The organism is Leisingera sp. S232 (assembly GCF_049800895.1).
Classification (GTDB): Bacteria; Pseudomonadota; Alphaproteobacteria; order Rhodobacterales; family Rhodobacteraceae; genus Leisingera.
Genome location: NZ_JBNAFX010000019.1, coordinates 46,485 through 64,789 on the forward strand (window position 1 = coordinate 46,485; position 18,305 = coordinate 64,789).

The 18,305-nt window shown below is 62.7% G+C and carries 16 protein-coding genes; 7 read left to right on the forward strand and 9 right to left on the reverse strand.

Annotation, left to right across the window (positions count from 1 at the left end):
* Window positions 1–160: 160 nt before the first annotated feature.
* The 4 genes from ACP151_RS12690 to ACP151_RS12705 are packed head-to-tail and all read right to left on the reverse strand — an operon-like array spanning window position 161 to window position 6,906.
* Window positions 161–2,203 (reverse strand): hypothetical protein, encoded by a 2,043-nt coding sequence (locus ACP151_RS12690; RefSeq protein WP_424979271.1) that lies wholly within the window; start codon window positions 2,201–2,203, stop codon window positions 161–163.
* Window positions 2,204–2,213: 10 nt separating this feature from the next.
* A complete protein-coding gene (locus tag ACP151_RS12695) occupies window positions 2,214–5,012 on the reverse strand; it encodes a DUF4159 domain-containing protein (RefSeq protein WP_424979272.1) in 2,799 nt (932 codons plus the stop codon).
* A complete protein-coding gene (locus ACP151_RS12700; protein WP_424979273.1) occupies window positions 5,009–5,902 on the reverse strand; it encodes a DUF58 domain-containing protein in 894 nt (297 codons plus the stop codon). The genes ACP151_RS12695 and ACP151_RS12700 overlap by 4 nt, the downstream gene beginning before the upstream one ends.
* On the reverse strand, window positions 5,899–6,906 hold the full coding sequence (locus ACP151_RS12705; RefSeq protein ID WP_424979274.1) for an AAA family ATPase: 1,008 nt from the start codon (window positions 6,904–6,906) through the stop codon (window positions 5,899–5,901). The genes ACP151_RS12700 and ACP151_RS12705 overlap by 4 nt, the downstream gene beginning before the upstream one ends.
* A 64-nt stretch (window positions 6,907–6,970) precedes the next feature.
* On the opposite strand from ACP151_RS12705, the gene ACP151_RS12710 reads away from it, so the two are divergent.
* The 3 genes from ACP151_RS12710 (at window position 6,971) to ACP151_RS12720 (ending at window position 8,771) form a co-directional block, all read left to right on the forward strand.
* Window positions 6,971–7,555, forward strand: coding sequence for a DUF1285 domain-containing protein (locus ACP151_RS12710; RefSeq protein ID WP_424979275.1), 585 nt, complete (start codon window positions 6,971–6,973; stop codon window positions 7,553–7,555).
* A gap of 137 nt (window positions 7,556–7,692) precedes the next feature.
* On the forward strand, window positions 7,693–8,445 hold the full coding sequence (locus ACP151_RS12715; RefSeq protein ID WP_424979276.1) for a hydroxypyruvate isomerase family protein: 753 nt from the start codon (window positions 7,693–7,695) through the stop codon (window positions 8,443–8,445).
* An 89-nt stretch (window positions 8,446–8,534) separates the two neighbouring features.
* Entirely contained in the window at window positions 8,535–8,771 is a 237-nt protein-coding gene (locus ACP151_RS12720; RefSeq protein ID WP_424979277.1) for a DUF2798 domain-containing protein, read from the forward strand.
* 342 nt (window positions 8,772–9,113) lie between these two features.
* Here ACP151_RS12720 and polA read toward each other — a convergent pair whose 3' ends face one another.
* On the reverse strand, window positions 9,114–11,912 hold the full coding sequence (gene polA / locus ACP151_RS12725; RefSeq protein WP_424979278.1) for a DNA polymerase I: 2,799 nt from the start codon (window positions 11,910–11,912) through the stop codon (window positions 9,114–9,116).
* A 175-nt stretch (window positions 11,913–12,087) separates the two neighbouring features.
* Between polA and ACP151_RS12730 the strand changes: the two genes are divergently transcribed.
* A complete protein-coding gene (locus ACP151_RS12730; protein ID WP_424979279.1) occupies window positions 12,088–12,453 on the forward strand; it encodes a hypothetical protein in 366 nt (121 codons plus the stop codon).
* A gap of 19 nt (window positions 12,454–12,472) precedes the next feature.
* Here ACP151_RS12730 and ACP151_RS12735 read toward each other — a convergent pair whose 3' ends face one another.
* Together ACP151_RS12735 and ACP151_RS12740 are read right to left on the reverse strand one after the other, a co-directional pair.
* Window positions 12,473–12,958, reverse strand: a complete 486-nt coding sequence (locus ACP151_RS12735) for a flavodoxin family protein (RefSeq protein ID WP_424979280.1) — start codon at window positions 12,956–12,958, stop codon at window positions 12,473–12,475.
* A gap of 43 nt (window positions 12,959–13,001) precedes the next feature.
* Window positions 13,002–13,196 (reverse strand): zinc-finger domain-containing protein, encoded by a 195-nt coding sequence (locus ACP151_RS12740; protein ID WP_424979281.1) that lies wholly within the window; start codon window positions 13,194–13,196, stop codon window positions 13,002–13,004.
* Between the two features lie 71 nt (window positions 13,197–13,267).
* Here ACP151_RS12740 and ACP151_RS12745 point away from each other — a divergent pair, with 71 nt between their 5' ends.
* Complete coding sequence (locus ACP151_RS12745) at window positions 13,268–14,197, forward strand: ABC transporter ATP-binding protein (RefSeq protein ID WP_424979282.1); 930 nt, start codon at window positions 13,268–13,270, stop codon at window positions 14,195–14,197.
* Between the two features lie 95 nt (window positions 14,198–14,292).
* Here ACP151_RS12745 and ACP151_RS12750 read toward each other — a convergent pair whose 3' ends face one another.
* Window positions 14,293–15,006 carry a hypothetical protein gene (locus ACP151_RS12750; protein ID WP_424979283.1) on the reverse strand — a complete coding sequence of 238 codons (714 nt, stop codon included), beginning with the start codon at window positions 15,004–15,006 and terminating at the stop codon, window positions 14,293–14,295.
* Between the two features lie 370 nt (window positions 15,007–15,376).
* Complete coding sequence (locus tag ACP151_RS12755) at window positions 15,377–15,841, reverse strand: DUF1203 domain-containing protein (protein ID WP_424979284.1); 465 nt, start codon at window positions 15,839–15,841, stop codon at window positions 15,377–15,379.
* Between the two features lie 59 nt (window positions 15,842–15,900).
* Between ACP151_RS12755 and ACP151_RS12760 the strand changes: the two genes are divergently transcribed.
* Entirely contained in the window at window positions 15,901–16,140 is a 240-nt protein-coding gene (locus ACP151_RS12760) for a hypothetical protein (RefSeq protein ID WP_424979285.1), read from the forward strand.
* Between the two features lie 300 nt (window positions 16,141–16,440).
* Window positions 16,441–18,294: a cobalamin-dependent protein gene (locus tag ACP151_RS12765; protein ID WP_424979286.1), complete on the forward strand. Its 1,854-nt coding sequence runs from the start codon at window positions 16,441–16,443 to the stop codon at window positions 18,292–18,294.
* Window positions 18,295–18,305: the final 11 nt, after the last annotated feature.

The following is an 18,305-nucleotide window of genomic DNA, read 5'->3' on the forward strand; positions in this document are numbered from 1 at the left end:
TTTCTCCCTGTCTCCCCGCCCTTCTTTTTCTGTGTGGGGGCGGGGGGCGCCCCCCCCCCCCCCCCCCGCGCCGCGCCTTTGGCGCGGCGCTTGGCCCAACCAGAACGGCTTTCGCAAGGAAGCCGGGAATGGGCGGGAGCGGCCCGGTTGCGAAACCCGCCTACCGTTGCCCCTCGCGCAACCATGCCGCAACGATGAAAAAGGACGCCAGCAGCAGTGCCAGCCAGCCAGGCAGCAACGGGCCCTGGCTGACCGAGAGTGTCTCATAGGCGTCCCGCGGGGTCAGGCCGATCCAGCCACGGCCTGAAGCCGGGCGCCCGGCCCGCACGTTGCGCAAGACGGGTAAGCCGTCCTCCAGCCGCAAAACCCCGCCGCGCAGGGGGGCCAGGACCGGCGCCAGCAATGTGTCTGTGGCAATGGTTTCCTCAAACTCTTTCGGTGCCGCGGGCCCCAGCCCGGCAACCGCGTTCGCCTGCCCCTCCTGCAAGCGGTACAACCCCTGTTCCGGCCCTTCATAGCGGGCTTCCCAAAGACCCGGGGCAGTCTGGCGCAGCGCCAGTTCCACTGTGGAACCGTCCGGATTGGTGACCGTCACCGGGCCTATGCGATGCGACAGGCTGCGGCGCAAAATGCGCATCTGCTGGCCGCTGGCCTCCGCCCAGAGCGCTTCTTCCTCCAGTTCCGGCTCCTTCATCATCCAATGGGCAAGCCGGCGCAGCAGCTCCAGCTGCGGCCCGCCGCCCTCATATCCGCGGCTCCACAGCCAGGCGTGGTCCGAGGCCAGCAGGGCAACCCGGCCTTCGCCCACCCGGTTCAGCACCAGCAAAGGGCGTTCTCCGGCACCGCTCATCAACACATGCCCCTCTGGTGCGCGCAATTCTATCTGGCGCAGCCAGCGGCCCCAGTCTGTTTCGCCTTCCAGTCCGGATGTGACCGGATGCTGCTGGCCCAGATCCGTGATCGCAGGCCGGAACGCCTGCTCCAGAACCCGTGCCGAAGGCTCGGCCGGCAGGATCAGCGACAGGGGCGAGCGATAGATGCTGTCGGCGCTGGCAAAATCGGGGCCGGCCGCCACCAGCACGGCGCCGCCGTTCATCGCGTAATTGGCCACATTGTCCAGATAGACCGCCGGCAGGATGCCGCGCCGCTTGTAACGGTCAAAGATGATCAGGTCGAAATCCTCGATTTTTTCCAGGAACAGCTCGCGCGTCGGAAAAGCGATCAGCGACAGTTCCTCGACCGGCACCCCATCCTGTTTTTCAGGCGGTCGCAGGATGGTGAAATGCACCAGATCCACAGCGCTGTCGGACTTCAGAAGGTTGCGCCAGGTGCGCCCGCCTGCATGCGGTTCGCCCGATACCAGCAGAACCCGCAGCCGGTCGCGCACCCCGTTGATCTGCACCAGTGCGGCGTTGTTGCGCGCGGTCAGCTCCCCCGGTTCCTCAGGCACGCTGAACTGGATCACATTGCGGCCGCCGTGCTGCAGCACCATCGGCAGTTCAAAATCGACACCAACCGGCAGGGTAAACCGCTGCGGTGGCCCGCCCGCGACAGAGACCGCAAGCTCTGCAAATCCGCCCTCAGATGGCACCGCGCCTTGATCCTCGATCCTGAGCGTCAATTTCACCGGCTCGCCGATGATGGCAAAGCCGGGTGCATTCCTGACAATCAGGCGCCGGTCCCAGTCGTCTTCGCGGCCTGTCAGCAACAGGTGCATCGGTGCAGGCAGGTGCACCGGCAGGTCCGCGTCATGCACCTGCCCGTCGGACAGGGCGATGATCCCGGCTACCCGCGCCCGCGGCTCATCGGCCAGCGCCTGCGTGACGGCTGTCATCAGCCGTGTGCCTTCGGCGCCTTCGCCATCCGCCACCGTGACCCAGCGTACTTCTGTGCCGGGACGCGCTGCCAGCGCCGCCTTCAGTTGGCTGCGTGCGCCTGCCATCTGTCCGGGTCGGTCCCGAAGCTGCTGGCTGGCGGTCTGGTCTTCTGCCACGATCACAATGTCGCTGAGAGGCGCGCGGTCCTCGCTCTGATGCACCGGACCTGACAGCGCGGCGAGCAGCACCAGCGCCGCCAAAGCCCGCAAGGCCCAGCCAGAGAGGCCTTTCCACACGCCCAGCAACAAGGCTGCCAGTGTCACGCCACCGATGGCCCAAATCACAGACCAGGGCAGCAGGGGGTCGAACAGGATCGTTTGTGTCATGAAGTCACCCCTATTGCCCCAGCCGGTCCAGCAGGGCCGGGACATGCACCTGGTCGGATTTGTAATTGCCTGTCAGCACATGCATCACCAGGTTGACGCCAAAGCGGTAGGCCAGCTCCCGCTGGCGTTCTCCGGCATAGCCGCGCCCCACTGGCAGCAAGGGGCGCCCGTTGCTGTCCACTGCCCAGGCCGCGGCCCAGTCGTTGCCGCCAATCACCACCGGTGTTACCCCGTCGTTCAGATTGCGGAAGGGGATGCCCTCGGCCTGTTCTGCATCAGGCGGTGCAGCTTCGACCCAGACAGGGCCGCGCCCGTGGCGGCCAGGGAAGGCCTGCAGCAGGTAAAAGGCACGCGTCAGCACATGGTCTGCAGGCACCACTTCCAGCGGCGGGATATCCAGCGGCAGCGCAATCTGCTGCAGCCGCCGTGCCGCCGGGCTGGTGGCGCCAGAGGCCGTCAAATCGGCATCACGGGTGTCAAACAGGATCATCCCACCGGCCCGCAAATAAGTGTTGAGCTTTGCATAAGCTTCGGACGACGGCAGTGGCTGATCGCGTGTGATAGGCCAATACAGCAACGGGAAGAACGCCAGCTCATCCCGTTCCAGATCAATGCTGACGGGGGCGGCGGGCTCCACCGAAGTACGCAGAAACAGCGTGTCCGTCAGCCCGCGCAGCCCCGCTGCGGCAACCTTGTCTACCTGTGCGTCTCCCGTCAGCACATGTGCCAGCACCAGTTCCGAGGCAAGTCCAGCAGCCGTCAGATAGTCCAATGCGCTGTCCTCCACCGGCTGCAGGGGTTGCGCCTGCACGTCCTGTGGCAGGGCAAGGCCCGAAAGCCCAATTGCCGCTGCCAGCGCCGCAGTTCGGGCGCGCGCCAGCAGGCCGGAGACCGCCAGCGTGCCCAGCACATCCAGCGCCAGAAGCCCCAGCGCCAGTGCCAGCAACACACCACCCATCGGCAGCGCCTGTGGCGCGCCATAGCCGCTGACAGCAACCGAGGCAGGCCAGCGCGCGGCTGACAGTTCGTCGCCCTGGCGCAGAACATTGCGCGCCAGCATCCGGCGCCCGCTGTCATAGATCCCGGGCCGCAGCTGCGGCCCGGCGGGGGCCGCCACCAGGTCAGGACCCGCCACGCCAGGCAGCGTTTCCGCGGCTTCCATGCGGCCAAAGCCGTCCAGCACCTGCAGCGGCGTCCAGGTGGTCCCTTCCAGGTCTTCCGCCTTGGGGGCCGCGGCGGAGGAGGACACCGCCAGCCGCTCCAGCATGGATACGAACAGGCCCGACAGCGGCAGATTGCTCCATTCGGCGTTGGCGGTCACGTGAAACAGCACCACCTGACCCTGGCCCAGTGTCTTGCGGGTGACCAGCGGCGTGCCATCGGCCAGTTCCGCAATCACCCGGTCCGCCAGTTCCGGGTCCGGCTGCGCCACCACCTGCGAGCGGACCGACACTTCGCCTGGACTCTCCAGCCCGAAAAAGGGCGAGGTCTCACCAAATGGTGCCAGCGTTTTCGGCTCTCCCCAGCTCATGGCGCCGCCGATACTGCGGCCGCCGATGCGCAGCCGCACCGGCATCAGCGGCTCCTCGCCAGCGCGGGCGGTGTCGCTGGCGGCCAGTCGCGACCCGGCAAACCGCAGCAAAAGGCCGCCGTTTTCGACCCATTCAATGACCGCCTCTTCCTGCGCCGGTGCCAGTCGCGCCACATCGGCCAAGACGATCACATCCGGGTTGGCGGGCAGCAGGTCTGCCAGCGCGCCTTCCAGCAGCTCCGCCGAAGGCGCCAGCGCTTGGCGCAGGTAATGCATCGGCGACAAGAGCGCCAAGCCTTCATCGGCGCTTTGCGACGACACCAGCGCCACTTCGCGGCGGCGCAGGCTGTCATCCGTGAGGGCCACCGCACCGGCGGAATTCGCACCCCGGATTTCAAACCGGGACAGCCGCGCCCGCAGTTCGGCGGGCAGCGACAGTTCTGCGGTGGCCGTGCGGGCGCCATCAGCAAACCGCAGCGGCAGCGAAGCCAGGCTGCGCTCGGTGCCGCCTGGATCCTTGCCCTGCGCGACCACTGAAATCTCCTGTGCCGCGCCGGCGCGGCTGCGCTGCGCGGTCAGCGCGATCGCACTGCCGGTGTAACTGGCAGGCAGCAGCCCCAGCACCGGCAGAGGCTGTTCAAAAACCTCTATGTCCCCGCGACGGCTCAGTGCCTCTATCAGTTCTCCGTGGTCGGCATAATCCAGCCCGTCACTGAACCAGACCGTGTCAAAACCACCCTCGACCCCGTTAATGGCCTCCAATGCCTGCGCCAGCTGCTCTGGTCCCGGTTGCCAGGGCAGCGGCGCCAGCCCGGCCAGCTGCCGCTGCCAGCCGCTGGCCGCGCGGAACTGCAATGGCTCGGGCGCGGTCAGCTGCAGCAAGGCGGCGGGGCGCTCAGCCCGGCCAGCTTCCTCCAGCTGCGCCCGGGCCTGGGCGACGGTCTGCTTCCAGCCCGCCGCGCCGCCCCAGCTGGCGTCCATCACAATCAGTACTGGCCCGCTGCCGCCACCGTCCTCGGCAGCAGGGTTCAGCACCGGCCCGGAAAGCCCGATGATTGCGGCGGCCACTGCCGCGAACCGCAGCAGCAAGAGCCACCAGGGCGTGCGGTCCGACAGGCTTTCGTCATCTTTCAGGCCCAACAACAGTGTCACTGCCGGAAACGCCTGGCGTTTAGGCGCGGGCGGGATGGCCCGCAAAAGCAACCACAGCAGCGGCAGCCCCAGCAGTCCCAGCAAAAGCCAGGGCGCGGTAAAGCCGATGCCTGCAATCATGGTCATGGCGCGGTCCGTTCCAATGCGTGATAGAGCCACATCAGCGCCGTCTGCGCCGGATCGCCCGTGTGGTGCTGGCTGAACCGCCACCCGGCCTCGCGGCACAGCCGTTCCAGCGCGCTGCGCCGTTCCGCCAGCCGGTCCAGATACCGCTCCTGCAAGGCGGAGGCCTTCAGTGTTTCATGTGTGACGCCGCCAGCCATGCTTTCAAACAGGGTGCGGCCAGAGAAGGGAAAGGCTTCCTCCGCCGGGTCAAGCACCTGCAGCAGAACGCCCCGGACACCGCGCGCCGCGGCCTTTGACAGCGCCTGTTCGACCGGTTCATACGGACCCAGAAAGTCAGAGATAAACAGCGCGCGCGCATGTGGGATCAGCGCCCGGTGGCCGGGTGGGGCGTACTCTTCGTTGCTGTCATCGGACAGGGCCTCAGCCAGCCGCAGGATCTGCACATTGCCGCGCCGTGGCGGCAGGGCGCCGCCGGTCAGGCCCACCCGCTCGCCGGCCTGCAGCATCAGCACCGCAGCTGCAAGGCCCAGCAGCCTTGCGCGCTCTGCCTTCTGCGGCAGTTTGGAGGCTGAGGCAAAACGCATCGAGGCGCCGGTATCCACCCACAGATGCACTGTTTGCGCAATCTGCCATTCCCGTTCCCGCACGTATTGAACATCGCCCATGGCGGACCGGCGGTGGTCGATCATCCGGCGGCTGTCGCCGGCCTGGGCCGGGCGGTACTGCCAGAAGTTATCGCCTGTGCCGGCTCGGCGGCGGCCGTGTTCGCCCATCAGCACCGATCCGGCCAGATGCCGTGCCTGTACCAAGAGAGGCGGCAGGGCGCTGGCTTCGGCCTCCGCCCGGTGCCGCAATCCCGTTGCAGCCTCAGAGGCAGCAGGCCTGGTCACGCGGCGGCCCCGGTCCGGGCCAGTTCGCGTGCGGTTTCAGCAATCAGCGCAGCCAGGCTGTCGCCGCGCGCCCGGGCCGCAAAATTCAGCTGCATCCGATGGCTCAGCACCGGTTTCGCCATGTCCAGCACATCCTCTGCGTTGGGCGCCAGCCGCCCCTGCAGCAGTGCCCGCGCGCGAACCGCCAGCATCAGCGCCTGCGCGGCCCGCGGGCCCGGTCCCCAGGCCACGGTCTGGGCCACACGGTCCGAGACATCCGGCTCATCGGGGCGGAAGGCCCGCACCAGATCAAGGATCATCTCCACCACGGTTTCGCCGACTGGCATCCGCCGCAGCAGGGTCTGCGCCGCGATCAGCTCATCTGTGGTGAAGACCTGATAGGCCTCGGCCTCTTCGGCGCCGGTGGTGGCCAGCAAAATATCCCGCTCGGTCGCCCGGTCCGGGTAATTCACATCGATCTGCAGCAGGAAACGATCCAGCTGCGCTTCGGGCAGCGGATAGGTGCCTTCCTGTTCAATCGGGTTCTGGGTTGCCAGCACATGAAACGGTGTCCCCAGCGGCCGGTCTTCGCCGGCGACCGTCACCATCCGCTCCTGCATTGCCTGCAGCAGCGCCGACTGGGTACGGGGGCTGGCGCGGTTGATCTCATCTGCCATCAAGAGCTGGCAGAACACCGGCCCCGGCACAAAACGGAATGACCGGTGGCCGTCTGCTGCCGTGTCCAGAACTTCTGAGCCCAGAATATCGGCAGGCATCAGGTCCGGTGTGAACTGGATGCGGCTGCCATCCAGCCCCATCACCGCGCTGAGGGTTTCCACCAGCCGGGTCTTGCCGAGGCCGGGCAGGCCGATCAGCAGCCCATGGCCACCGCACAAAAGGACCGACAGGGTGAGATCCACCACCCGCTCCTGTCCGATAAAGCGCTTGGTGATCGATTCGCGCGCCTGTTGCAGCTTCGCTTCCAGCGCTTCGATGCCGGCCAGCAGATCGTCGGGTTCGGGCATGACATTCCTCGTTTCACGGATATATGGTGTCACTCTATCGTGCTGACAGGAAATGGCAAAAGCAATGAGCGGACAAAACCCCGTGACCCCTGACGCTGAGGGCATCGCCGCAGCCGCCAAAGCGGCCGGAAAAGGCAAGGGGTTGCCGCCCGTTCACCTGTGGAACCCGCCGTTCTGCGGCGATCTGGACATCCGCATCGCCCGCGACGGCAGCTGGCACTACCTTGGCACCCCCTTCACCCGGTTCGAGCTGGTCAAGCTGTTTGCCTCCATTCTCAAACTGGAGAACGGCAAGTATTTCCTGGTCACCCCGGTTGAGAAAGTGGGAATCACGGTCGAAGATGCGCCGTTTGTGGCCGTTGATTTCGATGTTGCCGGGCAGGGGCGCGATCAGGTGATCACTTTCACCACCAATGTGGGGGACACCACTGCCGCAGGCGCAATGCATCCGATTCGTGTCGAGCGTGACAGCAGCACCGGCGAACCTTCTCCTTATGTCATGGTGCGCGCAGGCCTGGAGGCGCGTATCGACCGCAAGAGCTTCTACCGGCTTGCCGAGCTGGGAGAGCACCATCAGGACTGGTTCGGGGTCTGGTCCGCAGGGGAATTTTTCCCGCTGATCGCCTCTGCCGAGCTGGACGCAGGCTGAACCCGGCGGCGGTATTCTGCCGCTCATGGGTCCAGCGTTGCTGCTGTGCCTTGCAGTAAACAGACAATGCATTGTTTTCTGTATCTTGGCCTCACGGATTCGCCCGCGCTAAACCTCCGTGAAGCCAGGAGGACCCGATGCCAAGATTCGCCGCCAACATCTCGATGCTGTTTGCCGAGCTGCCTTACCTTGACAGGTTTCAGGCCGCCGCCGCTGCAGGGTTCGAAGCGGTAGAGATCCTGTATCCTTATGAACTGGCAGCCAAGGAAACCCAGCGGGCGCTGCTCGCAAACGGGCTGGAGCTTTTGCTGATCAACGCACCGCCGCCGAATTATACCGGCGGCATGCCCGGTTATGCGGCAGTGCCAGAAGGGGCCGACCGCTTCCAGCGCGACATTCGCAGGGTGCTGCGATATGCCGAGGCGCTGAAGGCCGGAAAGATCCACGTTATGGCAGGCTATGCCAAGGGGGCAGCGGCGCAGAAGACCTTTGTGGCGAACCTGCAATGGGCTGCCGACCGGGCGCCCGCCCAGCAGTTCACCATCGAGCCTTTGAACAGCGGCGACCAGCCTGGCTATTTCCTCGATGACTATAATCTGGCGGCAGAAATTCTGGCCGCCGTGGACCGGCCCAATGTCGGGCTGCAGTATGACGCTTACCACGCCCAGCTGATCCACGGCGACGCGGCCAAAGTGTGGGAAACTTTTGGCAAACAGGCCGTGCATGTGCAGATCGGCGCAGCGCCCGGACGCTGCGAGCCGGGCACCGGTCCGGTGGATTTTCAGGAGCTGTTTGCCGCCATCGACGCAGATGGTTATGAAGGCTGGGTCAGTGCCGAGTACTCGCCTTCGACCAAACGGACCGAGGACAGTCTCGCCTGGATGTGCTGACCTGCCGCAGAGATCTGACGCATACGTTATTTGGAATGCGTCTCGAGGTCTGCAAATGAGAGGCGCAAGCCAAATAGAGGACACTGCCCATGCTGCCTGCGCGTTATGCCCCGGTTTTGTTTAGTCTGATCCTGTCGGGGATGATGTCCTTGATCGTGACAGGCGTTGCCACGCTGCGGGCGCTTGGCCCGGTGGAGGGGTTTTCAGAAGCCTGGATGGGCGCGTGGAGCCTCAGTTGGCCTGTGGCCTTTGCAGTCGCTTTCACCGCCTCGCCTCTGGTGCGCAAGCTGGTGTCCAAACTGGTAAAACAGCCGCCGGAGAGGTGATCCGGCAGCGCTGATCCGGCAGCGGAGCACTCCCGCCCGCTGCTGGCCGCATCTACGATGCATCCGCAGCCGTTGGGCGTGGCGCCGCTGGCGCGGCGCGCCGGGTTCCTGCTGAGAAGCCCCTACGGGCAACTGTACCCTTGAGAGGCGATCGTGAGTGTTTTCAGTCCGGGTCGCGTCGAGGACAAGCTGCGCTGTCCGCGTCGAGACAGCGTCTCCCTTGACGCGGAGCGGAAAGGTTGCGGCGCGCGCTGCGCCGCGTCAGCGGCGCCATGCCCAACGGGATGAGATCGTCAGATCGAAGCCGGGCGGGAGCCCCCCGCCCACGTCCCGGAAGGTTCCTTAGTGGGCTTCTGCCCAGTTCTGTCCGCGGCCGGCATCCACCACCAGTTTCACGTCCAGATGCACCGCAGGATCGGCGGCGTTTTCCATCACCCGGCGGGCGGTTTCTATGGTCTCCTCCACCGCTGCTTCGGGCACTTCGAACAGCAGTTCGTCGTGCACCTGCAACAGCATCCGCGCGGGCAGATGGGCGATGGCCTGCGGCATCCGGATCATTGCCCGGCGGATCACATCCGCAGCTGTACCCTGGATTGGTGCGTTGATCGCGGCGCGCTTGGCAAACCCTGCCTTCGGCCCCTTGGCGTTGATCTCCGCGGTGTGGATCTTGCGGCCGAACAGGGTCTGCACATAGCCATGCTCCTTGGCGAATTCCACCGTGGAATCCATATACTTGCGGATGCCCGGGAACCGTTCGAAATAGCGGTCGATGAAGCCCTGCGCGTCCTTGCGCGGAATGCGCAGGTTGCGCGCCAGGCCAAAGCCCGAAATGCCGTAGATTACACCAAAGTTGATCGCCTTGGCCTGGCGGCGGATCTCCGGCGTCATCTCTTCCAGCGGCACCTCGAACATTTCCGACGCGGTCAGCGCGTGAATATCAACGCCTTCCGCAAAGGCCTGCTTCAGCGCATCGATCCCGGCCATATGCGCCAGAATCCGCAGTTCGATCTGGCTGTAGTCGAGCGACAAGAGCACATTGCCTGTCTCCGCCACAAAGGCCTCGCGGATGCGGCGGCCTTCCTCGGTGCGCACAGGGATGTTCTGCAGGTTCGGATCGGTCGAGGCCATGCGGCCGGTGCTGGCCCCGGTCTGTGCATAAGATGTATGCACCCGGCCCGTATCCGCATTGATATGGTCCTGCAACGCATCCGTATAGGTCGATTTCAGCTTGCTCAGCTGGCGCCAGTCCATCACCCGGGCAGGCAGATCATGTTCGGTGGCCAGATCCTCCAGAATATCCGCGCCGGTGGAATACTTGCCGTTCTTGCCTTTCTTGCCGCCGGGCAGGGCCATCTTGTCAAACAGGATTTCTCCCAGTTGCGCAGGTGAACCGACATTGAACGTCTCTCCCGCCAGCTCGTGGATTTCGGCCTCCAGCCCGGCCATCTTCTGGGCAAAGGCGTTGGACATGCGCGACAGCGTATCGCGGTCCACCTTGATGCCGTTGCGCTCCATATCCGCCAGCACCGGCACCAGCGGCCGTTCCAGCGTTTCATAGACGGTGGTGACCTGCTCCTGATGTAGCTGCGGTTTGAACAGTTGCCACAGGCGCAGGGTGATATCGGCGTCCTCAGCCGCATAGGGCACCGCGTCGTCTATCGGCACCTTGTCAAAGGTGATCGCCGATTTGCCAGAGCCCAAGAGCGGTTTGATCGGGATCGGGGTATGGTCCAGATACCGCTCCGACAGCGCGTCCATGCCATGCCCGTGCATGCCGGCATGCAACGCATAAGACATCAGCATAGTGTCATCGACCGGTGCCACATCCACGCCGTAACGGTGCAGGATCTTGGCGTCGTATTTCATGTTTTGGCCGATCTTGAGGATCGCCGGATCCTCAAGAACCGGTTTCAGCATCGCCAGGGCTTCTGCCAGCGGCATCTGCCCTTCAGACAGGCCTTCACCGCCGAACAAATCATCGCTGCCCGCCTTGTGGGTCAGCGGGATATAGCAGGCCTCGCCGGCCTCCACACACAGCGAGACGCCAACCAGATCCACCACCATGTCATCCAGCCCGGTGGTTTCGGTATCCACCGCCACCCAGCCGCGCTGGCGGATGCGGTCGATCCAAACCTGCAAGGCCGCTGCATCACGGACGCATTCATATTTTTCTTTATCAAAGGGAATTGCTTCCGGCACAGCTGCCACTGCGGCCGCTGGTGCCTCCGGGATGGCGGGGGCGTCCATGCCCAGCTGATCGGCCATGCGTTTCGAAAGCGTGCGGAACTCCATTTCGCTGAGGAAGGTCAGCAGCGCCTCTGCAACCGGCTCCTTCACCTCCAGATCGTCCAGGGTGAAATCCAGCTCCATATTGCAGTCCAGCTGCACCAGCTTCTTCGACAGCTCGATCTGGTCGCGCATCTCGATCAGGGTCTGGCGGCGCTTGGGCTGCTTGATCTCTTCGGCGCGGTCCAGAAGTGTCTCCAGATCGCCGAACTCATTGATCAGCAAGGCAGCCGTTTTGATCCCGATCCCGGGCGCCCCCGGCACGTTGTCGACGCTGTCGCCCGCCAGCGCCTGAACATCCACCACCCGGTCGGGGCCGACACCGAATTTCTCTTGCACGCCGTCGCTGTCGATGCGCTTGTTCTTCATCGCATCCAGCATCTCGACGCCGCCGCCGACCAGCTGCATCAGGTCCTTGTCCGAGGAGATAATAGTGCAGCGCCCGCCCGCATCCCGCGCCTGATGCGCGAGCGTGGCGATGATGTCGTCGGCCTCGAACCCCTCAACCTCCTTGCAGGCGATGTTGAACGCCTTGGTGGCTTCGCGAGTCAGCGGGAACTGCGGCACCAGATCCTCGGGTGCCGGCGGGCGATTGGCCTTGTACTGATCGTACATCTCATTGCGGAACGACTTGCCCGAATGGTCAAAGATCACGGCCACATGGGTCGGCGCATCGGGGCCTTTGTTATCCTCGACCTGCTTGAACAGCATGTTGCAGAAACCGGCCACGGCACCAATCGGCAGCCCGTCGGATTTGCGCGTCAGCGGCGGCAGCGCGTGATAGGCGCGGAAGATGAAGGCCGAGCCGTCGATCAGATGCAGATGGCAGCCCTTGCCGAATTGTGTTCCGCTCATAGTGCTGTTCCCCGGTTCATTCGCGCGTGATAGATTTGACAGTGTTATTCAGTATCCCGCCGCTGTCCGCAATCGCCCTGTTGCCCGCTGCTGCCAGTATGGTCGCACGCAGATGTGATCCGGCGGTCAGTCGGCGCGATTGCGCAGGGTGCCGGGCTGCGGCTAAGTGGTTGCCATGCCAAGACTTGTTTTGCCCTTCGTCCTCTTGTTTCTGACCGCCTGCCGCGAAGACGTCAGGATGCTCACAGGACAGGAGATACAATCCCTCTTCACCCATGACCGCAAGATCGCCTTCACACGGCTGAGCTTTGCCGGCTCCGCGTTGCTGCGGGTGGACGGCACGTTTGAAGTCAGCATTCCCCGCCTGGGTGAGGACACCGGCACCTGGTGGCTGGACGGCGACCGGATCTGCAGCCGCTGGGCAGAGTTCCGCAAAGGCCAGGATCTGTGTGCCCTGGCCGGAGCGCTGCCTGACGGAACCTACCGCGGCATGTTTGCCGCCTCCGGTACCCGGCTGGGCGATTTCTGGTTCGTCGATTGAGCTTTCAGCCCGGGTGCAATCAAAACACCCCCAACGCCAGCCCCGCGCCCATTGCCAGCCCCAGCTCGCGGCAGGCCTCCAGCTGATCTTCGGGGATCACCTTCTCTGCCAGAATGGCCTCCGGGGTCTGCGCATGGGTGCAGATGATCAGCGGCTGCTGCACCTCTTTCAGGCGCCAGCCGGTGGCAATCCGCGCGCATTGCCGCGCTGCGTTTTCACCGTCTGATCCGGCACAGACCATCTGCGCATAGGGTCGCCCCTCGATCTGACCCAGCACCGGATAATAGCATCGGTCAAAGAATTCCTTCATCTGGCCGGACAGGGCCGCCAGGTTTTCCGGCGCGCAGAACAGGTAGCCATCCGCCGCCAGCAGATCCTCTGCTCCGGTGTCCTCGGCGCGCTTCAGAACGGTTTCGATCTCATCCCGCGCCGCTTCAGCCGCAGCTTGCGCCATCCGGCGGCTGCCGCCGGTGCGGCTGTGGTAGACGATCAGAAACTGTGCCATCAGCCGCAGCCCATGTGGTCAGCATAGAGAGGAAAAGCCCGGATCACTCCGCCGCCTTGGCCGCATCCTCATAGATGAATTTGCAGTCGCAATAGGGGCATTCGACCCAGCCCTGTTCTTCGGGGATCTGCAGATACACGCGCGGATGACCCAGCGCACCCTCGCTGCCGTCGCAGGCCACCTTGCGGCTGTTCACGGTCCTGGTTTCCGGCGCGTCAGGGCTAGGGGCGGTGCTCATGGCTGGCGATCCTTTCACTTTTCAGCTAGGCGCATTTATGAGCCAAGGAAAAACCGGGGGCAAGAGCGGCGATGAGTACAGATGCAATCCGTATCGAAGCTTTGCGCAAAATCTACAAGGGCCACAAAGGCCAGCCAGAGAAACACGCCCTGAAAGGTGTGGATCTGACCGTTCCGCGCGGTTCAGTCTTTGGTCTGCTTGGCCCCAATGGTGCGGGCAAGTCGACGATGATCAACATTCTGGCAGGGCTGGTGCGCAAGACTTCCGGCGCGGTGTCGATCTGGGGTTTTGACCAGGACGAAAACCCCCGTCAAAGCCGTGCCGCCATCGGCGTGATGCCGCAGGAACTGAACCTGGATCCCTTCTTTACCCCACGCGGCGCGCTGGAGGTGCAGGCAGGGCTCTACGGCGTGCCGAAATCCGAACGCCACAGCGACGAAATTCTGCGGATGATCGGGCTGGAGGACAAGGCAGAGGCCTATGCCCGCACCCTCTCAGGTGGCATGCGGCGGCGGCTGCTTTTGGGCAAGGCGCTGGTCCACCGGCCCAGCGTCCTGGTGCTGGACGAACCCACCGCAGGCGTCGACATCGAACTGCGCCAGATGCTGTGGGAGAACATCCGCAAACTGAATGCGCAGGGCATGACCATCATCCTCACCACCCACTATCTGCAGGAAGCCGAGGAGATGTGCGACGAGATCGCCATCATCAACCAGGGCGAAGTGGTCGCGCGCGACACGACCGCGCGCCTGCTGGGCCGTCTTGATGCCAAGACCATGGTGGTGCACCCCGCAGTGCCGGTGACCAAGCTTCCACAGGGGCGCGGGATCGAAGCCGAACTGCGCCCGGACGGCTCTGTCGCCCTGCGCTACCGCAGCCAGGCCACCAGCGCCGAAGATGTGCTGGCCGCAGTTCATGCGGCGGGGATTTCAATCCGCGACGTAAAAACCGAAGAGGCGGATCTGGAAGATGTCTTCCTGTCGCTGACCAAGGCGGGGTGAAAGAAAGATCGGCGCAGCACGGGTTCATGTCCTGAATTTGGGTGGCAAGCAGCCAAATGCCTTTATGAAACACAGAAATTATATGCCTTGGCTTGCTACTTTAGCTGAAAATGGATGTGGTCATCATGCCGTGCCGCACGGCAGCCTTGGAAGCGGATTTTTGGATGCGGCACATTCAGCGCCTGAACCAGATGGGGCTCAATAAAGATTTTCCCGACTTTTTCGTGCCGTGCGAGAATCTGCAGAACGGCTCTGTTACGGACCGCATCCAGATTGTAGCTGCGCCACATGGGTTGCAACATGCCGAAATCCCATCTGAGAGTTGGCCAGGTTTTGGCGCATTCTGACGGACCTTGCTCAAAGGCAAAGTAGCCTATCGGTGACCGTGTCGAACCCGGCAGGTACCCTGCTTCGCTTCTATAATAAAGTGCGATATCAACTTTCTCGCCATCATCATGCGAAAGATGGGGCACGAGCGGAAAGCCGTCAAAGAACGGAAAATTTGCATCCAACACCAGCGTCTTTGTATCGGGGAACCGCCGGTCCATCTCCTCGGCGGTCTCTGCCAGAATATCGGCGAGTTCGGGCGTGACATAGTTTCGATTCAGAGTGCAATACATCCAGTTCTGGACGTGGAGTGGCCCGCGATCCATACAGCTCAGGGCAACACGGCCAAAGCTAGGCGCTATCCACGCTGCTGCCACTGTCAAAAGGGCGTATGCAAATACAAATGCGATCAGTCGACGCTGAAAGAATACAGCAATGAGCCATGCTAATCCGCCGATCTGGGTCAGGACTGTCAGGAACAATACGAGACTTGAATGAGCAAGGAAACGAAGCATCTCGCATACATGCCAATTCACGGTCCGGCCAACAACCTTCATTTATTCTCTGAGCCTGCTCCAAGTCGCAGCTCTTTCATAATGCGGCGGCGGCTGAATTTGTGACCTTCGGGCAAAATACAATGCATAGTCAGGTAAAGCTCTCTGCAATTTTTTGCAGCTTCCCTTTCCGGCGGTTTTCGCAATGCCGTATTGTGTGCTCTAGGGATTGCAGGGCCATGCGCGTGGGGGCAGTTTGTGAAGGGGGCCAATTGCCTGGTCAGACCGACCGGACAATTGCGTGCAGAGCTGCCCGCTGCAATGGGCACCCTTCAGCCTGAAGCCCGCCCCCAACCCCTCACCCCCGATCAATCCGTGCCTGATAGCAGTTGTTGCGCGACGACCGGACATGGATGTAGGCCACCTGCTCATCGGCAAAGATCGCCTCGGCCCGCGCCATCATCTTTGTCTGCGGGATGACACTGCCGGTGCCGTAAACGACCCGGTGATCGGCGCTGTAGCCCTTGATCAGATAGTCCGGCGCGTTTTCCAGCACCTCCGGCACTTCCGTCCCTTCATGCCGATCGCAAGGGTCTGCACACAGAAAGATCGGCCCGGTCTCTGCATAAGGCTGCGCCGCAGGGAAGGGGCGGTGGGCCAGGATCAGCATCTCTGCGCCTTCGGGGATGTGGTGCAGGCAGTGGCGGCAGGGGTTGCCGCCGCCGTCGGACACGGCGCGCTCGGGCTTCTGGCCATAGGCGTCAGGGCCGCCACCCTGCAGGGTGCGGACAAGGTCTGTGGGGAGGGCGGTGATCTTGGTCATGGGGGCTCCTTTGCTGCCAGCACCCTGCCTGAACCGCGCGGCGGCAATCGACCCGGATCTTGCGCATCCCGCAGTTGATCAAAGACTATCTTGACGCTCCTCGGATCAGCCCTCAAGGGGGGATTGAGATTAACGAACGTGCCGCCGTGCACGCATTGGTGGGCGGAAATGCGGGCGTGTCCATCTTGCCCGGCAGCGAGGCCGAGTGGCCGCCAGATTTCTGCATGCTGCGCATTCAAGACCTGAGCAGGTTCCTTACACAGTTCCTGATCTGCCGGGGCGACCGCAAATCGTTTTAGACGCTCAAGATATTCCTGAGCATTGCGGTACCATCGGATCAGGAGTTGCCGTGACCAATCCTGGGGTCAGGTTGACAGGTAAAAGGGCCTTGTCTACGTTTTATCCCGATAGATGAGCGGCTTTCGCGCTCAACAAAGGGCTTTCCAACGCTTCGTGCTCCAGCCCTGATCCGCAAACAAACCGGTCGCTTCGGCGGCCCAGTCTTTTGTGGCGCGGTTCGAATTCATTCAATAGATACAGCGGTTTCGGAACGCATCTCTGCGTGCTGTTGTCCGCTGGTCCTGAAAAGGAGCACACATATGTCCGGGTATGAATACGATTTTGGTCGGGAGCTTGCAGGTTACAAGGCCATCATGGATGGCGGGCGATCCGATATCATTCCTGTTACAACCCAAATGGCTGAATTTTGCATGGCGCACGGCGGTCTGAACGGGCACGATTTTTTCCGCGACCCTGAATTGTTCGTGCGCGGCAGCCTGGATGTGCAGCGCGATATGGGCTTTCATGTGCCTGATATGGTCTGGGACGTGTATTCGGTCGAAGCCGAGGCCCTGGGCGGCAAGATGGCGTGGTTTGATACGCTCTATCCTGCGCTCGACAACACCGAAGTGATCATTGCCAATGAAAAGGACCTGCTTCGGGCCAAGGCGCCGGACCCGTTGAAAACCGCGCGGATGCCATGGGTCTTGGAAGTGCTTCAAATCTGCCACGAATTGACCGGCTACACCCATCCGATTCACTATTGCTCACCCATCAATCTGGCCGCGCAGGTCATGCAGTTCGAAAACCTGATTCTGGCGATGAACGAGAACCCCAAATTCGTTCACAAACTGCTGGACTTTTTGGTTGAGGAGGTGCTGGCGCCCTACATCAACGCCTATTTTAAGGTGGTTCCAGATGCCTGGATTGCAAACGGCAAGGATGCTGTAGGCTCTTTGCCGTTCATCACCGAAGACATCCTGCAGGAATTTTCCGTGCCTTACCTGGACAAGCTGCGCAAGCTGTGCGGCGGCGGCAAGGGTATCCGGTCGGACAACTGGTGGGGCGACAGCTTTGCCGAGAACATCGAAAACTATTGGGACGTCAAGCTGCATGTCACCCCGCAATACCTGAAAATCCAGGATCCCGATTGTTTCCGGGTCGGTACCGAACGCGCCCGGGCCTATGCCGACGTACGGGGTTGTGCGCTGAGCTTTGGCGTGGGCACCCTGCTTTTGCAAAATGGCAACAAAGAGCAGATCACCCAGCGGGTCCATGAATATATGGAAGTTGGCAGCCGCGGCGAATTTGGTGACAAGTTCTTCCTGTATCTGTGTTCATTCTCGGCTCAGACACCTGCGGAAAACGTGCGCTACGCCATTGATGCGGTCAACGATTTCAACAAGGGCATTCGGCCCTATGCGGGCGAGGTTCTGTCCGGGCCGGATGGCATCGCGCCGGAGATTGCAGGCGGCAAGGGCTTTATGGGCATTGACGCCTCGGGCGCCAAGTCGAGCCAGTTCCGCGATGAAAATGCCCAGCAGATCTATAAGGACATTTTTGAATCCGTTATGGATTTTGATGAGGAACAGTGCCCCGAGCTTGTTCAAAAAGCGTTGGATATGGGCTGCGATCCGCTGGCCATTCTGGATGAGGGCCTGATCCCGCCCATGGGCGAAGTTGGCGATCTGTTTGCCGCCGGCGAACTGTTCGTGCCCGAGATGCTGTTGGCCGCGCGCGCGATGAAAGCGGGACTCGCGGTGCTTAAGCCGATCCTGACCGCCACCCAATCGGAATCCAAGGGCACCGTGGTTCTGGCCACTGTCTTTGGTGATCTGCACGATATCGGCAAGAATCTGGTCGGCATGATGCTGGAAGGGGCCGGGTTCAAGGTGATCGATCTGGGCGTCAACACCAAGGCGGAGGCGGTGATCGAAACCGCGCGCGAGGTGAATGCCGATGTCATCGGTCTGTCCGCGCTGCTGACCACCACGATGCCTTTTATGCAGATGTCGATCAAAGAGATCGCGGATGCCGGGCTGGACATTCCGGTGATTGTCGGCGGGGCGCCGGTGACCGAGGATTTTGCCAATTCCATCAACGCAACCGGCTATGGGGACAATGCGCCCATCGCGGTGAATATCTGCAAAAAGCTGATTGGTGTGGCCCAGTAAGGGTTCGGCCC